The 21843-nt window shown below is 31.4% G+C and carries 16 protein-coding genes and 2 tRNA genes; 11 read left to right on the top strand and 7 right to left on the bottom strand.

Translation table 11 applies throughout. The features are described 5' to 3' along the window. Positions 1–44: 44 nt before the first annotated feature. The 9 genes from ACTPNM_RS10120 to fabG all read left to right on the top strand — a co-directional run bounded on the left by ACTPNM_RS10120 (position 45) and on the right by fabG (position 10993). Positions 45–1277 (top strand): HD domain-containing protein, encoded by a 1233-nt coding sequence (locus ACTPNM_RS10120; RefSeq protein ID WP_274639948.1) that lies wholly within the window; start codon positions 45–47, stop codon positions 1275–1277. A 65-nt stretch (positions 1278–1342) separates the two neighbouring features. Continuing rightward, positions 1343–2383, top strand: a complete 1041-nt coding sequence (gene lpxD, locus ACTPNM_RS10115) for a UDP-3-O-(3-hydroxymyristoyl)glucosamine N-acyltransferase (RefSeq protein WP_440121644.1) — start codon at positions 1343–1345, stop codon at positions 2381–2383. Next, entirely contained in the window at positions 2376–3767 is a 1392-nt protein-coding gene (locus ACTPNM_RS10110) for a bifunctional UDP-3-O-[3-hydroxymyristoyl] N-acetylglucosamine deacetylase/3-hydroxyacyl-ACP dehydratase (protein ID WP_274639946.1), read from the top strand. The genes lpxD and ACTPNM_RS10110 overlap by 8 nt, the downstream gene beginning before the upstream one ends. A 1-nt stretch (position 3768) precedes the next feature. Next, the gene (lpxA, locus tag ACTPNM_RS10105) at positions 3769–4554 is read left to right on the top strand and encodes an acyl-ACP--UDP-N-acetylglucosamine O-acyltransferase (RefSeq protein WP_274639945.1); all 786 of its coding nucleotides are present in this window, start codon (positions 3769–3771) and stop codon (positions 4552–4554) included. A gap of 44 nt (positions 4555–4598) precedes the next feature. Then, positions 4599–5165: an elongation factor P gene (efp, locus tag ACTPNM_RS10100; protein ID WP_047788759.1), complete on the top strand. Its 567-nt coding sequence runs from the start codon at positions 4599–4601 to the stop codon at positions 5163–5165. Between the two features lie 39 nt (positions 5166–5204). Next, a complete protein-coding gene (locus ACTPNM_RS10095; RefSeq protein WP_440121642.1) occupies positions 5205–6125 on the top strand; it encodes a UDP-3-O-(3-hydroxymyristoyl)glucosamine N-acyltransferase in 921 nt (306 codons plus the stop codon). A gap of 76 nt (positions 6126–6201) precedes the next feature. Then, positions 6202–7074 carry a succinate--CoA ligase subunit alpha gene (sucD, locus tag ACTPNM_RS10090; protein ID WP_099214339.1) on the top strand — a complete coding sequence of 291 codons (873 nt, stop codon included), beginning with the start codon at positions 6202–6204 and terminating at the stop codon, positions 7072–7074. A gap of 108 nt (positions 7075–7182) precedes the next feature. Continuing rightward, positions 7183–10152: a M16 family metallopeptidase gene (locus tag ACTPNM_RS10085; protein WP_440121641.1), complete on the top strand. Its 2970-nt coding sequence runs from the start codon at positions 7183–7185 to the stop codon at positions 10150–10152. A gap of 94 nt (positions 10153–10246) precedes the next feature. Further along, positions 10247–10993: a 3-oxoacyl-[acyl-carrier-protein] reductase gene (fabG, locus tag ACTPNM_RS10080; protein WP_125344947.1), complete on the top strand. Its 747-nt coding sequence runs from the start codon at positions 10247–10249 to the stop codon at positions 10991–10993. Positions 10994–11279: 286 nt separating this feature from the next. Here the strand turns inward: fabG and ACTPNM_RS10075 are convergent, their stop codons facing one another. The 4 genes from ACTPNM_RS10075 to ACTPNM_RS10060 form a co-directional block, all read right to left on the bottom strand. After that, entirely contained in the window at positions 11280–11705 is a 426-nt protein-coding gene (locus ACTPNM_RS10075; RefSeq protein WP_440121639.1) for a helix-turn-helix domain-containing protein, read from the bottom strand. A 657-nt stretch (positions 11706–12362) separates the two neighbouring features. Continuing rightward, positions 12363–16031 carry a phosphoribosylformylglycinamidine synthase gene (purL, locus tag ACTPNM_RS10070; RefSeq protein WP_440121638.1) on the bottom strand — a complete coding sequence of 1223 codons (3669 nt, stop codon included), beginning with the start codon at positions 16029–16031 and terminating at the stop codon, positions 12363–12365. 111 nt (positions 16032–16142) lie between these two features. Beyond that, entirely contained in the window at positions 16143–17594 is a 1452-nt protein-coding gene (locus ACTPNM_RS10065; protein WP_440121637.1) for a S41 family peptidase, read from the bottom strand. A gap of 79 nt (positions 17595–17673) precedes the next feature. Then, complete coding sequence (locus tag ACTPNM_RS10060) at positions 17674–18456, bottom strand: carboxypeptidase-like regulatory domain-containing protein (RefSeq protein WP_440121636.1); 783 nt, start codon at positions 18454–18456, stop codon at positions 17674–17676. 223 nt (positions 18457–18679) lie between these two features. Between ACTPNM_RS10060 and ACTPNM_RS10055 the strand changes: the two genes are divergently transcribed. Further along, the gene (locus ACTPNM_RS10055) at positions 18680–20398 is read left to right on the top strand and encodes a thiol-activated cytolysin family protein (protein ID WP_440121635.1); all 1719 of its coding nucleotides are present in this window, start codon (positions 18680–18682) and stop codon (positions 20396–20398) included. A 119-nt stretch (positions 20399–20517) separates the two neighbouring features. Here the strand turns inward: ACTPNM_RS10055 and ACTPNM_RS10050 are convergent. Next, positions 20518–20601 (bottom strand) — tRNA-Leu (locus tag ACTPNM_RS10050). A 38-nt stretch (positions 20602–20639) separates the two neighbouring features. After that, positions 20640–20712: transfer RNA gene (locus ACTPNM_RS10045), tRNA-Lys, on the bottom strand. A 107-nt stretch (positions 20713–20819) separates the two neighbouring features. On the opposite strand from ACTPNM_RS10045, the gene ACTPNM_RS10040 reads away from it, so the two are divergent. Further along, entirely contained in the window at positions 20820–21338 is a 519-nt protein-coding gene (locus ACTPNM_RS10040; protein ID WP_440121634.1) for a shikimate kinase, read from the top strand. Here the strand turns inward: ACTPNM_RS10040 and ACTPNM_RS10035 are convergent. Continuing rightward, positions 21330–21833, bottom strand: coding sequence for a phosphoribosyltransferase family protein (locus ACTPNM_RS10035; RefSeq protein ID WP_440121632.1), 504 nt, complete (start codon positions 21831–21833; stop codon positions 21330–21332). The two genes, ACTPNM_RS10040 and ACTPNM_RS10035, sit on opposite strands and share 9 nt — an antisense overlap. Positions 21834–21843: the final 10 nt, after the last annotated feature.

Genomic DNA, 21843 nt, shown 5'->3' with positions numbered 1-21843 from the left:
ATAAATTATGATTTTTTTGTTTAAAATTCAAGGATTTATACATTTTGAAGAAATCAAAAACCAACAAATTAAAGATAATTAACGATCCTATTTATGGATTTATCTCGATTCCAAACTCCCTAATTTTTGATATTATTGAGCATCCTTATTTCCAAAGATTACGTAGAGTAACACAGATGGGGCTGTCAAATTTAGTATATCCTGGAGCTAATCATACTCGTTTTCATCATGCAATAGGTTGTATGCATTTAATGCAAAAAGCTGTACATGTGTTACGAATGAAAAATGTTGAAATTTCAGAAGAAGAAGCAAATGCTTTGTATATAGCTATTTTATTACATGACATAGGTCATGGGGCATATTCACATGCATTAGAACATAGTATTGTAAATGAGATTACTCATGAAGAAATTTCATTAAAATTTATGAAAGCCTTGAATGATGAATTTGAAGGAAAGTTAAGTTTAGCCATTCAAGTATTCGAAGGGAAGCATCCACGTAAGTTTTTATACCAACTAATATCAAGTCAGTTAGATATTGATAGGTTAGACTATTTAAAAAGAGATAGTTTTTTTACTGGAGTAGCGGAAGGAAACATTTCATCAGATCGCTTAATAGCAATGATGAATGTAGTGGATAATGAATTAGTAATTGAACAAAAAGGAATTTATTCAGTAGAGAAATTTGTTATTGCGAGACGCCTAATGTATTGGCAAGTTTATTTACATAAAACTGGCTTAGTAGCAGAAAACCTTCTGGTTAGTATATTAAAAAGAGCAAAGGAGCTAGCTACAAAAGGAGTGGAGCTTCCTTCTAGTAGAGCTCTTAAGTATTTTTTATATAATCCGATAAATAAAGAGAATTTTTCAAATAAAACATTAGAAATATTTTCTGAACTAGACGATTATGATGTTTTGTCAGCAATAAAAGAATGGAAGAATCATGAGGATTTTATTTTGTCTACTCTAGCTACAAAAATCATTGATAGAAGTTTGTTAAAGATTGAAATTCAGGAGAAACCATTTACTGAGGAGTATATTGAAAAGAGGCGTAAAAAATTAAGAAAGCTTGTAGATTTAAGTGAAAAAGAACTTGAATATTTTGTTTTTTCAAATGAAATAAAGCACCAAGCATATAATACCAAGAAGCCAATTAAAATTTACACAAAAAAAGGTAAGCTTAAAGACATAGCAAAAGCTTCTGACCAGCTAAACCTTAAAGCATTGACAAAGCCTGTAGTGAAGTATTACCTTTGTTATCCCAAGAAAATAAACTAGACGAATACTTAGAAACAAATTCTAATCGAGAGGTATTTGAACAAAAATAATTACTTTTGCAGATAATGAAATTTACAGCAAAACAAATAGCCGATATTTTAGAAGGAGAGATTGAAGGGAATCCGGAAGCTGAAGTATCTACACTTTCTAAGATAGAAGAAGGCAAAGAAGGTTCATTAACCTTTTTATCAAACCCAAAGTATAACTCGTATATATATACAACTCAAGCATCAGTAGCTATTGTAAATAAGAGTTTTGTTCCTGAAAAGGAAATTGAAACTACTTTAATTAAGGTCGAAGATGCTTATAAAGCATTCTCAAAACTTTTAGAGTTTTACAATGAAGTGAAAAATAATAAGCAAGGAAGAGAAAATCCTCATTTTATAGCTAATTCAGCTACTATTGGAGATAATGAGTATATAGGAGCTTATGCTTATGTTGGTGAAAATGTAGTTTTAGGTAATAATGTTAAAATTTATCCTAATTCTTATATAGGAGATAATGTAACAATTGGTGATAATACAGTTGTTTTTGCAGGAGTAAAAATATATTCTGAAACTGTAGTAGGTAAAAACTGTAAAATTCATTCAGGAACAGTAATTGGAGCAGACGGTTTTGGATTTGCACCAGATGAAAATGGTGAGTATAAAGCAATACCACAAATAGGAAACGTTATTATAGAAGATAACGTAGATGTGGGGTCTAATTCAACTATTGATAGAGCTACTCTTGGATCAACAATAATCCGTAAAGGAGTAAAACTAGACAACCAAATCCAAATAGCTCATAACGTTGAGATAGGTAAAAACACTGTAATAGCTTCTCAAACAGGGATTGCAGGATCTACTAAAATAGGAGAGAACTGTATGATTGGAGGTCAAGTAGGGATTGTTGGTCATATAACTATTGGAAACAATGTAAAAATCCAAGCTCAATCAGGAATAGGAAAAAGCTTAAAAGATGAAGAAGTAGTACAAGGCTCTCCAGCATTTGGATATTCAGACTATAGCAAGTCTTATGTACACTTTAAAAACTTACCAAAATTAGCAACTACAATACATAAAATAGAAAAAGAGTTGAATGCTCAAAAAGTAAAAAATGAGTAAGAAACAAAAAACAATACAAAACGAAGTTACATTATCAGGTGTTGGATTACACACTGGTAATGAAGTTACAATGGTTTTTAAACCAGCTCCAGAAAATCATGGATTTGCTTTTAAACGAGTGGATTTAGAAGGGGAGCCAGTAATAGAAGCAAAAGCTGATTATGTAACAAATACACAAAGAGGAACAAACCTTGAAAAAAACGGAGTTCAAATACAAACATCTGAACACGTTTTAGCTGCAGCAGTTGGATTAGATATTGATAATTTATTGATAGAAATTAATGCTTCTGAACCTCCAATTATGGATGGGTCTTCTAAGTTTTTTATTGAAGCTCTAGAAAAAGCAGGAATTGTTGAACAAGAAGCTGAGATAGAAGAGTATGTAGTAAAAGAAATTATTTCATACAAAGATGAAGTAACTGGAAGTGAAATTATTTTAATGCCTTCAGATGAGTACCAAGTAACTACCATGGTAGATTTTGGAACTAAAATATTAGGAACTCAAAATGCAACATTAAATACGATTTCAGACTTTAAGGAAGAAATTTCAGCAGCAAGAACATTTAGTTTCTTACATGAAATTGAAATGTTGTTAGAACATGACTTAATTAAAGGTGGAGACTTGAATAATGCTATTGTTTATGTCGACAAGGAATTGTCTGATGGCACAATGGAAAAGTTAAAAAAAGCCTTTAATAAAGATAATATTACTGTAAAGCCTAACGGAGTTTTAGATAACTTAACATTACATTGGGCTAATGAAGCTGCGCGTCATAAGTTGTTAGATGTTATTGGTGATTTGGCTTTAACAGGTATTAGAATTAAAGGAAAAGTAATAGCTAATAAGCCAGGACATTCTGTAAATACTACTTTTGCTAAGAAATTAGCTAAAATCATAAAAAAGGAAAAAAGAAATAATGTTCCTTCTTATGATTTAAACCAACCACCATTAATGGATATCCATAAAATAATGGATATTTTACCTCATAGACCTCCATTTTTATTGATTGATAGAATTATTGAATTATCAGATAAACATGTAGTTGGGATGAAGAATGTTACTATGAATGAAGATTTCTTTGTAGGACATTTTCCTGGAGCTCCAGTAATGCCTGGGGTTCTTCAAGTAGAGGCTATGGCACAATGTGGTGGAGTTTTAGTATTAAATACAGTTCCAGATCCTGAAAACTACTTAACATATTTCATGAAAATGGATAATGTTAAGTTCAAACAGAAAGTATTACCAGGAGATACATTAATATTTAAAAGTGAATTAATCACACCTATAAGAAGAGGTATTGCTCATATGCAAGCTTATGCATACGCTAATGGAAAGTTAGTGTGTGAGGCAGAGCTTATGGCACAAATTTCAAAAGTAAAATAATATGAATCAACCACTTGCGTACGTACACCCTCAAGCAAAAATAGCTAGAAATGTAGTTATTGAACCTTTTACTACCATACATGCAAATGTAGAAATAGGTTCAGGAACATGGATAGGTTCCAATGTAACTATTATGGAAGGTGCGCGCATCGGTAAAAACTGTCGAATTTTTCCAGGTGCTGTTATTTCAGCTATTCCTCAAGATTTAAAATATAATGATGAGGATACGACCGTAGAAATAGGAGACAACGTTACTATAAGAGAGTGTGTAACCATTAACAGAGGAACTTCAGACAGAATGAAAACAGTTATTGGAGATAACTGTTTAATTATGGCATATTGTCATATTGCGCACGATTGTAAAGTGGGAGATAACTGTATTTTTTCAAATAATTCAACTTTAGCAGGTCACGTAACAGTGGGTGATAATGTGGTACTTGCAGGTATGGTGGCAGTACATCAATTTGCTTCAGTAGGAAATCATGCTTTTGTAACAGGTGGGTCGTTAGTTCGTAAAGATGTTCCTCCTTATGTAAAGGCAGCAAGAGAGCCTTTATCATATGTAGGAATTAACTCAGTAGGGTTGAGAAGAAGAGGTTTTACAACTGAAAAGATTAGAGAAATTCAGGACGTTTATCGTATTTTATTTCAGAAGAACTATAATAACTCACAAGCGATTGATATTATAGAAGCTGAAATGGAAGCAACCTCAGAAAGAGATGAAATTATTCAGTTTATAAAAGATTCGCATCGCGGAATCATGAAAGGATATTTTAAAGCAAATTAATTAGTAAAATTGCACTTATAAGAGCAACAATAAAGATCAAATAAATGGCATCAACATCAGATATTAAAAAAGGATTATGTATAAAGTATAATCACGACATATTTAAAATTATTGAATTTTTACATGTAAAGCCTGGTAAAGGACCTGCTTTTGTTCGTACAAAACTTAAAAGTGTTACATCAGGGAAAGTGATAGATAATACTTTTTCTGCGGGACATAAGATTGATGACGTTCGTGTAGAAACGCATAAATTTCAGTATTTATATCCTGAAGGAGATTTATACCACTTCATGAATACGGAAGATTATAACCAAATTACACTTCAAAAATCAGTATTAGATGCACCAGACTTAATGAAAGAAGGTGAAGTAGTTACTGTTTTAATAAATACAGAAGATGGAATGCCATTATCAGTAGAAATGCCATCACACGTAATTTTAGAAGTAACACATACTGAGCCAGGAGTGAAAGGAAATACAGCAACAAATGCTACTAAACCAGCAACTGTTGAAACTGGAGCTAGAATTAATGTACCTTTATTTATTAATGAAGGAGACAAAATAAAGATTGATACTGAAAAAGGCGCATATACGGAGCGTATCAAAGAATAAATTTAATATTCCCGCTTTAGCGGGAATTTATTTTTAAAGATGAAATTTAAACAACCTCAAACTCTAGAGCAAATAGCAGGGTTATTAAATGTTGAATTTGTAGGAGAAAGTAATTTTCCTATAGCAGGAATTAATGAAATTCATGTAGTAGAAAAGGGAGATATAGTTTTTGTAGATCATCCAAAATACTACGATAAAGCATTAAAATCAGCTGCTACTACAATACTAATAAACAAAAAAGTAGATTGTCCAGAAGGAAAATCATTATTAATTTCTGATGATCCTTTTAGAGATTTTAATAAAATAACCAAACACTTTAACCCTTTTATAGCATCAAAAAGTAGTATTGCTGAATCTGCTATTATAGGAGAAAATACTATTATACAACCAAATGTTTTCATTGGAGAGAATGTAAGAATTGGTAAAAATTGTTTAATTCATGCTAATGTGTCAATTAACAATAATTGTATAATAGGAGATAATGTAACAATTCACGCCAATACAGTTTTAGGAGCAGATGCTTTCTATTATAAAAATAGACCAGAAGGCTTTGATAAATTAATATCTGGAGGTAGAGTAGTACTTGAAGATAATGTAGATTTAGGAGCTTCATGTACTATTGATAGAGGTGTAACTGGAGATACATTAATAGGAAAAGGAACTAAAATCGATAACCAAGTGCATATAGGTCACGATACTGTGATAGGTAAAAAATGTTTAATAGCTGCACAAACAGGTATTGCAGGGTGTACTGTCATTGAAGATGAAGTTACAATTTGGGGACAAGTAGGTATTATTAGTGGTTTAACAATTGAAAAGGGTACTGTTTTGATGGCACAGACAGGGGTCTCGAAATCTCTTAAAAAAGGAGTGTATTATGGAACTCCACAACGTGAGTACCGTCAAACACTAAGGGAAGTCATCTATTTAAAAAATGCAACAAATAAAGAAAAAAAGTAACCTAAAATTAATTGTGAAAACACAATTAAAAAGTTATTTTTGTCTGTCTTAAAAAAAAATAATAAAAAGCAAACCAATGAGTGTTTTAGTAAATAAAGATTCAAAAATTATAGTTCAAGGTTTTACAGGAAGCGAAGGTACTTTCCACGCTGGCCAAATGATCGATTACGGAACAAACGTAGTTGGAGGTGTAACACCAGGTAAAGGAGGTCAAGAGCATTTAGGTAAACCAGTTTTTAATACAGTTGACGAAGCTGTGCAAAAAGCAGGAGCAGATACTTCAATTATTTTTGTGCCACCAGCATTTGCTGCTGACGCTATTATGGAAGCTGCTGAAGCTGGGATCAAAGTAATCATTTGTATTACTGAAGGAATTCCTACTGCTGATATGGTAAAAGTAAAAGCTTATATTGACCAATTAGATTGTACTTTAGTAGGACCTAACTGTCCAGGTGTGATTACTCCAGAAGAAGCAAAAGTAGGAATTATGCCAGGATTTATCTTCAAGAAAGGTAAAGTAGGTATTGTTTCTAAATCGGGAACTTTAACTTATGAAGCTGCTGATCAAGTTGTAAAACAAGGTTACGGAATTACTACAGCTATTGGTATTGGTGGAGATCCAATTATTGGAACGACTACTAAAGAAGCTGTTGAGTTATTAATGAATGATGATGAAACTGAAGCAATCGTAATGATTGGTGAAATTGGAGGTAACTTAGAAGCTGAAGCTGCTCGTTGGATTAAAGCTGATGGAAATAGAAAACCAGTTGTTGGTTTTATCGCAGGACAAACTGCTCCAGCTGGTAGAACAATGGGACATGCAGGTGCTATCGTCGGTGGTGCTGATGATACAGCCCAAGCAAAAATGAAAATTTTAGCTGAAAATGGAGTACACGTTGTAGAATCTCCTGCTAAAATTGGAGAAATGGTAGCTAAAGTTTTAGCATAAAGAAAAATATTTTAGCATTAACTGTTAAAATTACATATTATTTTATTGTAAAATCCATCGAATTTGTAAATTCGATGGATTTTTATTTTAATCAAAACTAAATTATTTATGAAAACAATTAAATTGCTATGTATTAGCATGTTGCTTATAACTTATATAAGTTGTAAGCAAACAACAACTTCGGAAAAAGAGGTAAAGACAGAACAACACAAAGATGTGAATGGTTTCAGTTATGAAACCGTAACCAATGACCCAACAGGCTTACGCTTATATACATTAGAAAATGGACTTAAAGTGTATTTAAGTAAGAATACTGATGAACCTAAAATTCAAACATATATAGCGGTTAGAGCTGGTTCAAATTATGATCCAAAAGAATCAACAGGTTTGGCTCACTATCTAGAACACATGGTGTTTAAAGGAACTCATAAAATAGGGACAGTTGATTGGGAAAAAGAAAAAGAATACTTAACAAAGATTTCCGATTTATACGAACAACATAGAACAGAGGAAGATCCAGCTAAAAAATTATCTATTTATAAAGAAATAGATAAAGTTTCCTTAGAAGCATCTAACTATTCTGTAGCTAATGAATATGATAAAATGACTGCTTCATTAGGAGCTACTGGTACTAATGCTCACACGTGGTTTGAAGAGACTGTTTATAAAAACAAAATTCCTGAAAATGAGTTAAATAAGTGGTTAGATTTAGAAGCTGAACGTTTTAGTACATTAGTATTGCGTTTATTTCATACTGAGTTAGAAGCTGTTTTTGAAGAATTTAACAGAGGTCAAGATAATGACTTTAGAAAACGTTATGCGGCAATGTTAGATGGATTATTCCCTAATCATCCTTACGGACAACAGACTACTATTGGTACAGGTCAACATTTAAAGAATCCTTCGATGGTAGATATTCATAATTATTTTGATAAATATTATGTACCTAATAATATGGCAGTAGTATTAGTTGGAGATCTAGACTTTGAAGCTACCATTAAAAAAGTGGATGAAACTTTTGGAAAATTTGAAAAGAAAGAATTAGCACACCCAATTTTACCAGAAGAAGAGTCAATTTCGCAACCAATTATTAAAGAAGTTTTTGGTCCAACTTCTGAATCAATTTCTATAGCTTATAGATCTAAAGGTGTAAATACTGAAGAAGAAAAGTTTGTAACACTTTGTGATATGATTATGGCTAATGGTAATGCTGGCTTATTAGATTTAAATTTAAATCAAAAGCAAGCAGTACAAAGAGCTAGTTGTTCTCCGACATTTTTAAATGATTATGGTTACCATTCTTTTACAGGAAACCCTAAATCAGGTCAAACTTTGGATGAAGTTAAAGACTTAATATTAGAGCAAATTGAAAAATTAAAGAAAGGAGAGTTTGAAGATTGGATGATTGACGCTGTTGTAAATGATTTAAAATTAAGTCAAACTCGTCAATATGAAAATAATACAGCTTTAGCTAGCGCTTATTTTAATGCATTTATTCATCATGAAGATTGGTCTGATAAGGTGAAGTTTTTAGATGATTTAAAAAAGATTTCAAAGCAAGAATTAGTAGATTTTGCTAACAAATTTTATCAGAATAACTATGTTGTAACTTATAAACGTAAAGGAGAAGATGAAAATATTGTAAAAGTTCAAAATCCAGGAATTACTCCAGTAAACTTGAACAGGGATAAAAGTTCAGAGTTTTTAAAGGAGTTCAATAAAATTGAATCAGCTCCATTACAACCAAAGTTTATCGATTATAAAACAGCTATAAAAGAAACTAAAATGGCAAATGATATTAAAGTTTCTTATGTTTTAAACGAAAAGAATGACTTATTCGACTTGAACATCATTTTCGATATGGGTAAAGACAATGATAAAAAATTAAGTCTTGCTGCTGGATACCTAGAATATATAGGTACAGATAAATATTCTGCTGAAGAAATTAAAAAAGAGTTTTACAAGTTAGGAGTAGATTATTATGTAAGTGCTCAAGATGATAAAACTTACGTAGGTTTACGTGGATTGAAAGAAAATTTACCTAAAGGTTTAGAATTGTTAGAACATTTGTGGGAAAATGCTAAAGCAGATCAAGAAGCTTATGATAAGTATGTAGAAAAAATCTACAAAGGTCGTCAAGACGGAAAAACTCAAAAAGGTAATATTCTATGGAATGGTTTATATAGCTATGGAAAATATGGAGAAAACTCTCGTTTAAGAGATATTATGCAAATTGATGAGTTAAAAGCCATCAATCCAGAAGAGCTTGTAAACATTGTAAAAGGAATGAAAAATTATAAGCAACGCATTTTCTATTATGGTAAAGATATAGATGCTGTAGTTGTTGCGTTAAACAATCATCATAAAATTTTAGGAGAGTTAAAAGACTACCCCGCTGCAAAAGAATATGCTGAAACTGAAACTGGTGGAAATGTTTTTTATACTGATTATGATATGGTACAAACTGAAATGTTGTTTTTAGCTAAAGGAGAACCATTTAAACCAGAAAACTTAGCAGCTTCAACATTATTTAACACATACTTCGGAAGTGGGTTATCATCAATCGTTTTCCAAGAAATTAGAGAATCTAAATCGTTGGCTTATTCTGCATTTGCAGCTTATAGAAACGCCAGAAAAAAAGAAGATCCTAACTATGTAATGGCTTATGTTGGTACGCAAGCAAATAAGTTAGAACAAGCGGTAGATGCTATGATGGATTTAATGAATAACATGCCAGAAGCAGAAAAGCAATTTAATGCAGCTAAAGAAGCTACATTAAAGAAAATAGCCGCTCAAAGAATTACAAAGTCTAACATCTTTTGGTCGTATGAAAGGTTAAAAAAGTTAGGAATTGATAATGATAATAGAGAGGAAATGTACAATACTATTAAAGGTATGACTATAGAAGATTTAAAAGCATTTTTTGATAAAAATGTAAAAGGAGAGTCTTACAACGTAATGGTGATTGGTAATAAAAAAGATTTAGATGTTAAGTCATTACAAAAATTAGGTAAAATAAAAGAACTAGATGTTGATTATTTATTTAATTATGTAAACGAAAAGAAGATGAAATCTTAATTTATTAAAGTTTATATCAATATAAAATCCTGCTAAAAAATAATCTTTAGCAGGATTTTCTTTTTATATTTGACCCTATTAAAACAACTAATAAATGAAACTTTTAGAAAATAAAACAGCAATTATTACAGGAGCTACTAGAGGAATTGGTAGAGGAATTGCCTTAGAGTTTGCAAACCAAGGATGTAATGTTGCATTTACTTATAACTCCTCTGTTGAGGCAGCAACTGCTTTAGAAAATGAATTGAAAGAATTAGGAGTAAAAGCTAAAGGATATCAATCAAACGCAGCAGAATTTGATGCAGCTCAAGAGTTAGCAAAAAACGTTTTGGAAGAATTCGGAACCATTGATGTATTGGTAAACAATGCAGGTATTACAAAAGATAATTTGTTAATGCGTATCTCAGAAGATGATTTTGATAAAGTAATTGAAGTAAATTTAAAATCAGTTTTCAATTTAACAAAAGCAGTGATTCGTCCGATGATGAAGCAACGTGCAGGATCAATTATTAATATGAGTTCTGTTGTTGGATTAAAAGGAAATGCTGGTCAAGCAAATTATGCAGCTTCAAAAGCAGGAATTTTAGGATTCTCAAAATCAGTAGCATTAGAGTTAGGTTCTCGTAACATTCGTAGTAATGTTGTTGCTCCTGGTTTTATAGAAACTGAGATGACAGCAAAATTAGATGAAAAAGTTGTTGAGGGTTGGAGAAATGAAATTCCTTTAAAAAGAGGAGGAACTCCAGAAGATATTGCAAATGCCTGTGTATTCTTAGCATCTGATATGAGTTCATATATTACTGGTCAAACATTATCAGTTGATGGAGGAATGTTGACATAAAATTAGACTTACTTATAAAAATCAAAAAAGCCTGTATTATTTTTATAATACAGGCTTCTTCTATTTTAAGGGGTTGATTTGCTTGTAAGGGGGCAAGCATGAGGGGGTTGCCTTGGGGGACAATTTCTAAACTCAACTTAAAGGGGACATAAGTTTTAGGGGAATTTAGTTTTTAATGACTCATAAAATTCAAACGGTTTGTAAGGGGAAACAAATACCGAGGGGTTATTTGAATTTTACAACTCATTAAATTCTTAGGGGATTGTTAGGGAAATCATTTATACTATTATCTTTTTTTGTAATCTTCAAAGGTTCCATCATCGTATAGAACTAAAATATTCTTAATTTCTCTAAAAGCGGCTGACTCTTTTGGTTTCATAGTACTCTCTGAGAATTGTGTATTTGATTTTTTTTCGGGTTCTTGGTCAAATACTACATTTTCAGTAAACAGAGAAGGAGCTTCATTTTTCTCTATATTTATCTCTTTCTCTTGATTTTTTGTATTTGGAGGAAAACTACCTTTACCATATACTAACCAATTCAAGTCTACTTCATCAAAAGCCGTTTCAACTTTTATAATAAAATCTAAGCTAGGTTTATTTCTTCCTGATAATAGGTGAGAAATGCTAGATCTTGGAACATCAATCTTATCTGCAAAACTTGACGCTGATAAATTGTAATAATCTAATATCTGTTTTAGTCTTTCTATCATTTGTTTACTTGTGTAAACATTAGGGGTTGTTTACAGTTGTAAATATATGTTATTTTATAATTGTAAACAAGAAAAAGAGTGATTTTTTTAAAATTTATCATAAATGTATTCATGTAAAACTTCAATACAAGGCAAATAAATAGCTAAAAAACAACAAGTTATAGTAACGTCATAAAGAAAAGTTATATTGTAAATAAAAAGATATAATTACAATTGTAATATATAAAATACCAGTATTTCTGTTGTTTACCTATGTTAACACACTAAAAAACTAACAGTTAAAGCTTCATTTTACAGTTATTGATGCCTATTTAATAGGTCGTAAACAACAGAATAGAACCAGAATATCAGGAATAATAGTTTCTTTTTAAAATAAACTTCAGAATCTTAAAAATCAGCATATAAAAATTATAAAGCTTATATAATTACTTTAAACTGCTGATATTTATAAGTACTGATAATCATAAAGAGGTAGCTATGCTTATATAAACGTAGAATACTTTACTTATAAATATAATTGTGGAAGTTAATTACAATTGTAACGATTATTTTTTAGTTTACAGATGTAAATTATTGGTTTTTATGTTTACTTTTGTAAAAAAAAGAAAGCACCCTGTTTACAGAGTGCTTTTTGTAGTTGAGAATGTAGTATTCTACTTATTTTTTATTCTCTATCCATTTTCTTGCATTAACAAAAGCTTCTAACCAAGGAGAAACTTCATCTTGTCTATCTTGTGGATAGTAAGCCCAGTTCCATTGGAAAGTTGAACGCTCAATATGTGGCATAGTTACTAAATGGCGACCAGTTTTGTCACACATCATTGCAGTGTTATAATCTGAACCATTTGGATTGTTAGGATATCCTTCATATCCATACTTAGCAACAATATTATAATTATCTTCAGTTTCAGGTAAATTGAATTTTCCTTCTCCGTGAGAAATCCAAACTCCTAATTCAGTTCCAGCTAAACTAGATAACATTACTGAATTATTCTCTTGAACTTTTACAGATGTAAATGAACTTTCGTGTTTTTTAGATTCATTGTGAAGCATTTTACCATGCTCATTATGTTCAGGATTAATAAGTTCTAATTCCATAAACAACTGACATCCGTTACAAATACCAACTGAAAGCGTATCTTCTCTTTTAAAGAAATTTTTCAAAGCAGTATTTGCTTTTTCATTATATGAGAATGCTCCAGCCCATCCTTTTGCAGAACCTAAAACATCTGAATTAGAAAATCCTCCAACTGCACCAATGAATTGAATATCTTCTAAAGTTTCACGACCAGAAATTAAATCTGTCATGTGAACATCTTTCACATCAAAACCAGCCAAATACATAGCATTTGCCATTTCGCGTTCTGAGTTAGAACCCTTTTCACGAATAATTGCAGCTTTTGGTCTGCTTGTTACAATACCCACTGTATCAGTTAGTTTACCTGTGAAATGAGTTGGGAATGTATATTGTAATGGTTGATTCTTATAATTATCAAAACGATCTTTAGCTAAACCATTAGCTGTTTGTTTTTGATCTAATAAATAGGAAGTCTTATACCAAGTATCTCTTAGCTCAGCAACAGATAAAGCAAAAATATCGGTTCCGTTTTTAATATTTAATCTGTCAGATTCAGTTACCGAACCTATTTTGAAGAATTCAATATTATTTTCAGCTAGAGTTTGCTCTACAGATGAATCTACCGCTTGGAAAACAATTCCTGAGTTTTCAGCAAATAACAACTTAATGCTATCAGTTTCCTTTAAAGTAGATAAATCTAAATTTGCACCTACATTCACATTTGCAAAACACAATTCTAATAAAGTAGTAATTAATCCTCCAGATGCAACATCATGTCCTGCAACGATTTTTCCTTCTTTTATTAAATTTTGTAAAACATTAAATGCTGATTTAAAGAATTCATTATTAGTAATAGTAGGAGCAGAGTTACCTAACTTGTTTACTATTTGCGCAAACGAACTTCCTCCTAATTTAAATTCATCTTGCGATAAATTAATATAATATATGTCTCCCTTGTTTGGTTGTAAAACAGGTTCTATTACTTTATTGATATCGTTACAGTTAGCTGCAGCAGAAATAACCACAGTACCTGGAGAAATTACTTCTTCATTAGGGTATTTCTGTTTCATTGATAAAGAATCTTTTCCTGTAGGGACATTGATTCCTAAATCAATAGAAAAATCAGAAACAGCTTTTACCGCTTTGTATAAACGAGCATCTTCACCTTCATTTTTACAAGGCCACATCCAGTTTGCTGATAATGAAACTGATTGTAAGCCATCTTTTAAAGGAGCCCATACAATATTAGTTAACGCTTCAGCAATTGAGTTTTTACTTCCTGCTTCAGGATCAATTAATCCTGAAATAGGAGAGTGTCCTATTGTAGTAGCAATACCTTCTTTACCTTTATAATCTAACGCCATCACACCTACATTGTTCAATGGAATTTGTAAAGAACCAACACATTGTTGCTTCGCCACTTTTCCTCCAACACAACGGTCAACTTTATTTGTTAACCAATCTTTACAGGCAACAGCTTCTAATTGTAAAACTTGTTCTAAGTAGTTAGTAAAGTTTTCTTTAGAATACTCAACATCAGCATAATTACGATCTACTGTATTATCAGTCATAATCGTTTTAGGAGAGCTACCAAACATATCTTCTAAAGCTAAATCCATTGGTTTATTACCATTGGTTTTAGATTCAAAAGTAAAACGGTGGTCACCAGTAACATCACCAACAGTGTACATTGGTGAACGTTCACGTTCAGCAATCTTATTAAGGGTATCAATATGCTTTTCAGCAATCACTAATCCCATACGCTCTTGAGATTCATTACCAATAATCTCTTTATCAGATAGAGTAGGGTCACCTACTGGTAATTTATCTAAATCGATGTTTCCACCAGTATCTTCCACTAATTCAGATAAACAGTTTAAGTGTCCACCAGCTCCGTGATCGTGAATAGATACAATAAAGTTCTCATCACTTTCTACCATACCACGAACAGCATTGGCAGCACGTTTTTGCATCTCTGGGTTTGAACGCTGAACAGCGTTTAATTCAATTCCTGAAGAAAATTCTCCAGTATCAGCAGAAGAAACTGCAGCTCCCCCCATACCAATACGATAGTTTTCACCTCCAAGAATTACTATTTTATCTCCTTCTTGTGGAGTATCTTTTAATGCTTGCTCTTTTTTACCATATCCAATACCACCCGCTTGCATAATCACTTTATCAAAACCAAGTTTGCGAGCATCTTCTTCATGTTCAAAAGTTAAGACAGACCCACAAATTAATGGTTGTCCGAATTTATTACCAAAATCAGAAGCACCATTAGAAGCTTTGATTAAGATATCCATTGGAGTTTGATATAACCATTTACGTTCATCCATTCCTTTTTCCCAAGGACGATTCTCTTCTAAACGAGAATAAGAAGTCATATACACAGCTGTACCAGCCAACGGTAAAGATCCTTTTCCTCCAGCTAATCTATCGCGAATTTCACCACCTGATCCTGTAGCAGCACCGTTAAAAGGCTCAACAGTGGTAGGGAAGTTGTGTGTTTCAGCTTTTAATGAAATAACAGATTCAAACTCTTTTGTTTCGTAAAAATCTGGTTTATCTGCACTCTTCGGAGCAAATTGTTCCACTTTTGGTCCTTTTACAAAAGCAACATTGTCCTTATAAGCAGATACAATATCGTTTGGATTTTGCTTTGATGTTTCTTTAATTAACTTGAATAAAGAAGTAGGCATTTCTTCTCCATCAATAACAAAAGTTCCATTGAAAATTTTATGACGACAGTGTTCTGAATTTACTTGAGAGAATCCAAATACTTCAGAATCAGTTAATTTTCTACCAATTTTAGTAGCTACTTCTTCTAAATAAGCAATTTCTTCATCACTTAAAGCCAATCCTTCTTGCTCATTATAAGCAGCGATGTCATCAATCTCTAGAATTGGTTCAGGTTGAATATTGATAGTAAAAGTTTCTTGGTTTAATCCACTAAACTTTTGAGAAATCATTGGGTCAAAATCAGAATAATTGTCAGCAACAGCTTCGAATTCTTCAATTCTGATGATTCCAGAAACACCCATATTTTGGGTAATTTCAACAGCATTTGTACTCCAAGGAGTAATCATAGCTGCTCTAGGCCCAACAAAAAAGGCGTCAAGAGACGCCGCATTTATTTTCGGTTGGTTGCCAAATAACCAGATTAACTTCGAAATTGTTTCAGATGTTAATTCTTCTGTTGTTTGAACAGCAAATACTTTACTGTTTACGTTTCCAAAGAAATGAATCATTATGTTATAGTTGTGTTTGTGTGTTGTTTTAAAGGCGTAAATTTAATTCTTTTGGATGAAATAGAAGCATAAAAAAAGCAGCAAAATTTTGCTGCTTTTTCTTACATTATATTACTTGTTAAAATAATGACTATCAACATACATTTCTTGTTCGAACTTATTGGTTGATATATTTGTTTTAATATGTTCAAAACTTTTTATTTCGTACAATGACTTAGCAGAAACTCCTCTTATATCATCTAAAGCTGTTTTTAAGACTATTTCATTTTCGTCTCCAAAAGGTAAAATATTATCCCAGTACTTCCATTCTTCAATTAAAATATTAGGTTCAAATCCATCGCCATAATCGTTTTGCCCAAGTTTATTGTATATTTGAAAAACAATAGGTTGCATAGCCATTTTATGAGTTGAGTTGGCTGCGTTTACATTAGTATAATCACTAGTAGGTGAGTCATATAATGTTATTGACCCTTCATTTTTACCTACTGTTTTAGTTCCTATTAACTTAACTTCAATAAAAGGACGTAATCCATTTATAATCATTTCACTTGCTGATGCAGTACTGCCAGAAGTTAAAACATATAATTTGTTTATACCTGATAACCTGTTTATAGCTTCTTCATTAGTCTTTTTTCCATCAGTTCCATAAACATTTAAAGTATTATTAAAATAATATGGTTCATTGTATTGAGCGTGTTTCTTGTTAAATTTTAATTCAGCAAACTTGTCGCTTCCAGCTTCTGCATGTATCATACTTGCTAAATAAGCAGATGTCTCAACAGATCCTCCACCATTAATTCTTAAATCAAGTATGAGTTCTTGAATGCCTGCAGATTTTAATTCAGCAAAAGCAGCATTTAATTCATCGTTATAAGATGACCTAAAACCATTGTAAAGTAAGTAACCAACCTTTTTACCATTAATATTATCAAAAACTTTAGTCAAATGTACTGGGTTATCAGATACGACAGCTTGTGTTATAGTTTTCTTTTCTTTTAGAGTTGTACCATCTTTTTCTGTAAAAGAAAATTCAGAGGTTTCTTGGTAATATCCGTTAAGTACGGTTTTATAATTACTAACGGTCATTACAGTCCCATTAATAGCATTGATTATATCTCCTCTTTTAAATCCTGCCAAATCTGCAGGAGAACCTTTTGATACATGTTCTATATATATCACAACATAATCAGTAGTACCAACTTTAACAAGACTAGGTCTAAAACCAAAAGTTTTTGAAGTTCCTTGAAATTGTTGTTGTTGTGCAACATAGTCTTCTATAAACCATGAAAAATCATCATCAGCGTGTTTTAAACTTTCAAATAAAGAACTAGGAGTACTATGGGAGTTTAAGTAAGTGTAATAATCATTAATGTTATCATCTTTACTATCTGATAAATTAGGAACTTCCTCTTGCCAATTATACCACGAATTCATTGCTTTCCATACAAAGTTGTTTACTTTGTTGTTTAGTGTGACATTTTCTGCAGGTTCAGCTATTTTATCATCTTTGCTACAATTAAAAAAAAGTGTAAAAGCAAAAGATAGTAATATAATTTTTCTCATTATTTAATGTAATTATTTGTTAATCTATAAACAATATAACAGATAAAATATGAGTTACCCTACTTTTTTAACATAAAAATCAATTTTTATCAGGTATTCTATTCCTCTCTATTTTTCCTTTTTTTGTTGTTTTATAATTTTCATAACAGTTCAAGACAGCTTCTATTAATTGCAAGTCACTAGCTTTTTTTATAAAATATTCAGAGTAGTTGCAATCAGACAGTAGTTTATTTAATTCAGCTCTATCCATTTCTAGGTATTCCATCATAACCTCACGATCAAACTTACCTGCTAGCATTTTTCGTAAATCATCTTCCTTTTTAAGCTTTTTTAGTTTTTTAAGCTGTTTAGGCTTTTTACCAAAGAGGTTATATACTAAATCAACTGGGTTTAATAACTTAGCAATAGGAGAGGAGATTTTTTGAGGTCTTCCAACTTCATAAGTTTGAGGAAGTCCATTAATATGTATTCTTGTAAAACGGTCTTTTGGAACTTGTTTAATATCTACTTCTAGTACTCCGATAAGTTCAGTAGATTTAATAACTACTTCCTTTACTTCTTCTGGTTTTTCTTCTAAAGAGATTACAACTTCATTCCCTTTTAAAAGATCATTTGTAATTTTTAGTTTTATTGAGGAGTACCCTAAATAAGAAACCAATACAGTATCATTTGCTTGTGCAACAAGATTAAAAAGCCCTTTTTCATTTGTTATAGTACCTACAACACTGTTAAGGTTTAAGATATGAGCCGCACTCAAAGGTTTTTTAGACTCGGAGTCTATTATTTGTCCTTTTAGTTTGTCTTGTGCTTGAATAGATATACTAAATACTATTGCTACTAAAAATAATAATTGTTTTTGCATAAGGCGAAAATAAGAATAATAGGCTTTGTACTCGTTAATAATTTGTGAAATTAATTATTGTTTTGTTAGGTGTGTGTTTTTAATGATAATTGATAAATAAAAACATAAATAAGTGGGGATAATTTAAAAAAACAAATAAAAAAGTAGGGGAAACGTATTTGAGATTGTTTAATTACTCCTCGAGGTCTTAATTAGTACAATATTAAATTTAAAAAATAAATAAATGAAAAATCTAAAAATACTTGGATTAACCCTCTTTTCAATTATTTCATGTCAAAACGACGATCTATTACATAATTCTGAAATAAATTCTAGTAAAGAGCAAGTAGCTCAATTTATAACAGCGGATACACCAGATGGTATTCATAATTTAAATATTAATGAACTGTATGATAACACTTTTTCCAGAGCTAAAGGAGTAGCTGTAGAAGAAAATTGTGTAGATAAAGAAGTATCATTTACTCAAACAGATTCAGATTTCTTTATTTTGGATGCAAATAGTTCTTTATTATGGCCTGGTAATTTGGTAGCTGCGAGATCTATACAAGAAGGAGCTCCAGTGTCTATACCTATTTTTGGAGAAGATAGGAATCCTTTAGAGGTAAGAGTAAATGTGTTGTCAGGAACATCTGCTTCTACATCAAGAACAATTGAAGAACCAACACCAGGAAAAGTTCAAGATAATTTAAACTCTATTTTAAATGCTTACTATAAGAGTGAAGCTAATTTTCCTGCTAGTTTTGATATTAGTATTCAAAGAATTCATGATGAAAAACAATTTCAATTATCTTTAAATGCAGGATACTCTGGACCTAGTGTAAATGTGTCAGGTAGTTTTGGGTTAGACTTCTCTACCCAGAAAACTAGATATGCAGTTACTTTGAAACAACGTTTTTTTACAGCTTCAGTATCTCCTAAAGAAGGAATTATAGGAAAGAATGGTTGGTTAAATAATAATGTTTCCCCAGAGAGGTTAAAACCTTATGTTACTGATTATTTAGAGGTAAGTGAAGATCAACAAAACCCATCTTCGTATATAGAATCAGTAACTTATGGTAAATTGTATACGTTAATTTACGAATCTAGTAGTAGTGCTAAAGAAGTTGAAGCAGCTCTGAATTTTGCTTATAAATCAGTAGGAACAGAAGTGAATGCAGAATTAGAAGCTAGGTATAAATCAATTTTTAGTGAATCTACTGTTAAAGTAAAGCAATTGGGAGGAAATGCTACTTCTGGAATAGCATCATCTTTAGCAGCTATGGCTAACAATTTAGATAGGGTTGTTGATTTTCTGAAAGAAGGAGCGGAGGTATCAGTTGATAATCCAGGGTATCCGATTTCTTATAAAGTAAATTATACTTACGATAACAGACCTTTTAAAGTAAGTTCAAATTTAGAGTATATTATCAAAGAATGTGATTTAGTATATTATGATAAGATAAGAGTAGACCCAACTAATGTAGCTTTATATGGAAGTGATCATGGAACTAGTGGAGCTGAGCTTTTCGGTAGATTTTATGTAGAAAAGTATGACCAAGAACTAGGATCTTGGTATTTAACAGGAAAGAAAATTTATTGGGGGTACGGAATTGAAGATCATGTAGGTTTAGACTATTATAGATTTGGCGAAAAAAGAAGTGTAGCTGATGGAAAAGTAGTTGACTTTATGGTAAAGGCTAAAGCAGGTGAACGTTTTAGAATAGTTTCTGTAATAGGAGAATGTGATTCTGGATGTTATGTTTATAGAGATGGAGCAAAGGCTTATAATGAGTATGAATATAATCTTAGTTCAAAGAAATGGGAAGACTATACAAGACACAATCCGTATGTAGATAATTATACGGTAGGAGATGGTTTTCATAATCAAACATGGAACGGTGTAAGAACAATAGTTCAAGGTGATACTTGTTATTTAGACTATAACACATATATATTAAATTAAATAACTTAAACACAAGGAGGCTTTTTTTAGTCTCCTTGTCTTATTTATATAAAATTCATATTATTTGAATTTTACAGAAATAAAAAAGCACAATACATTTTTTGTATTGTGCTTTTTTGTGCACATAGCGGGAGTCGAACCCGCACGTTCTTACGAACACAAGCCCCTCAAGCCTGCGCGTCTACCAATTCCGCCATACGTGCATAAACTAAAAAAGTTAAGCGGAATGCTTAACTTTTTGTGACCGGGCTGGGGCTCGAACCCAGGACCCTCTCCTTAAAAGGGAGATGCTCTACCAACTGAGCTACCCGGTCATTGCTTCTTTGTGAAAGCGGTTGCAAATATACAACTGTTCTTTAAATCAAAAAAGCTTTTTTGTAATATTTTTTACTCATATTTGTAACTGCTTAATTACTAGTTTATGAAAATTGTATTATTAGGGTATATGGCGAGTGGAAAATCGACAATTGGACGAAATTTAGCCGAAAAAATGGAAATTCCGTTTGTTGATTTAGATGAATATATCGAAAAAAAAGAAGAAAGAACAGTTTCTGAGATTTTTGAACAGAAAGGAGAGATTTATTTTAGAAAGCAAGAACATATATATTTAAAAGAACTTTTGGAGCAAGAAAAGAACTTTATATTGTCTTTAGGAGGAGGTACACCTTGTTATGCAGGAAATATGGATGTGTTATTAAGTTTCAACGACGTGAAGTCGGTGTATTTAAAAACGAGTATAGATACCATTGTAGACAGATTGACAAACGAAAAAAGTAAACGCCCACTAGTTGCTCGCTTAAATAAAGAAGAGTTGGCAGAATTCGTCGCAAAACACTTATTTGAACGAAGCTATTTTTATAATCAAGCTAAATATAAGATAGCCGTAGATAATAAAAGTATTGACGAAATTATGGATAGTTTACAATCAATTTTAAGTTAAATAAGCAATTGTTTCATTAGCCTTGAATTCAACAACAACATGTTCCTTAATAGATGTAGATAAAGATAGACCTTTAAAGTCAGCCTTAACAGGATATTTTTTGTGATTTCTATTTACTAATACAGCAGTCTTAAATCGTTTTAAAGGAACCTCTAAAAAATGCTTAACACCATATATAAGGGTAGTACCTGAGTTTAAAACATCATCGACTAAAACTAATGCTTTATTTTGGTACTCTATACTACTTATAGAGGTAGTGATTGGACTGATTGGTTTTTTCTTATCAATAAAAACTTTACATAATGTTACTTTTATAGGAGAAACCTGACTTAAAACAGTTGATATTTTTTCTGCTAAAAAATATCCATTATCAGCAATACCAGCAATAATAATTTCCGTTTCGTTACTATTACTTTCATAGATTTGAAAGGCTATTCGACGAATTTTTTGTTCAACCTGAGTATTGTTTAAGATGATATTATTTACTTCAGTCATTTTATTAGCT

The organism is Tenacibaculum sp. Ill (genome assembly GCF_051938915.1).
Taxonomy (GTDB): domain Bacteria; phylum Bacteroidota; class Bacteroidia; order Flavobacteriales; family Flavobacteriaceae; genus Polaribacter; species Polaribacter larymnensis.
The sequence above is the reverse complement of the archived record's forward strand: the minus strand, read 5'-3'. Positions and strand labels throughout refer to the sequence as shown.

Coding starts and splice junctions, on each gene's coding strand:
- ACTPNM_RS10110 (WP_274639946.1), top strand. CDS start 2,376: ATGAGTAAGAAACAAAAAACAATACAAAACGAAGTTACATTATCAGGT.
- ACTPNM_RS10040 (WP_440121634.1), top strand. CDS start 20,820: ATGAAAATTGTATTATTAGGGTATATGGCGAGTGGAAAATCGACAATT.
- fabG (WP_125344947.1), top strand. CDS start 10,247: ATGAAACTTTTAGAAAATAAAACAGCAATTATTACAGGAGCTACTAGA.
- ACTPNM_RS10065 (WP_440121637.1), bottom strand. CDS start 17,594: ATGAGAAAAATTATATTACTATCTTTTGCTTTTACACTTTTTTTTAAT.
- lpxD (WP_440121644.1), top strand. CDS start 1,343: ATGAAATTTACAGCAAAACAAATAGCCGATATTTTAGAAGGAGAGATT.
- efp (WP_047788759.1), top strand. CDS start 4,599: ATGGCATCAACATCAGATATTAAAAAAGGATTATGTATAAAGTATAAT.
- sucD (WP_099214339.1), top strand. CDS start 6,202: ATGAGTGTTTTAGTAAATAAAGATTCAAAAATTATAGTTCAAGGTTTT.
- lpxA (WP_274639945.1), top strand. CDS start 3,769: ATGAATCAACCACTTGCGTACGTACACCCTCAAGCAAAAATAGCTAGA.
- purL (WP_440121638.1), bottom strand. CDS start 16,031: ATGATTCATTTCTTTGGAAACGTAAACAGTAAAGTATTTGCTGTTCAA.
- ACTPNM_RS10055 (WP_440121635.1), top strand. CDS start 18,680: ATGAAAAATCTAAAAATACTTGGATTAACCCTCTTTTCAATTATTTCA.
- ACTPNM_RS10035 (WP_440121632.1), bottom strand. CDS start 21,833: ATGACTGAAGTAAATAATATCATCTTAAACAATACTCAGGTTGAACAA.
- ACTPNM_RS10060 (WP_440121636.1), bottom strand. CDS start 18,456: ATGCAAAAACAATTATTATTTTTAGTAGCAATAGTATTTAGTATATCT.
- ACTPNM_RS10085 (WP_440121641.1), top strand. CDS start 7,183: ATGAAAACAATTAAATTGCTATGTATTAGCATGTTGCTTATAACTTAT.
- ACTPNM_RS10095 (WP_440121642.1), top strand. CDS start 5,205: ATGAAATTTAAACAACCTCAAACTCTAGAGCAAATAGCAGGGTTATTA.
- ACTPNM_RS10075 (WP_440121639.1), bottom strand. CDS start 11,705: ATGATAGAAAGACTAAAACAGATATTAGATTATTACAATTTATCAGCG.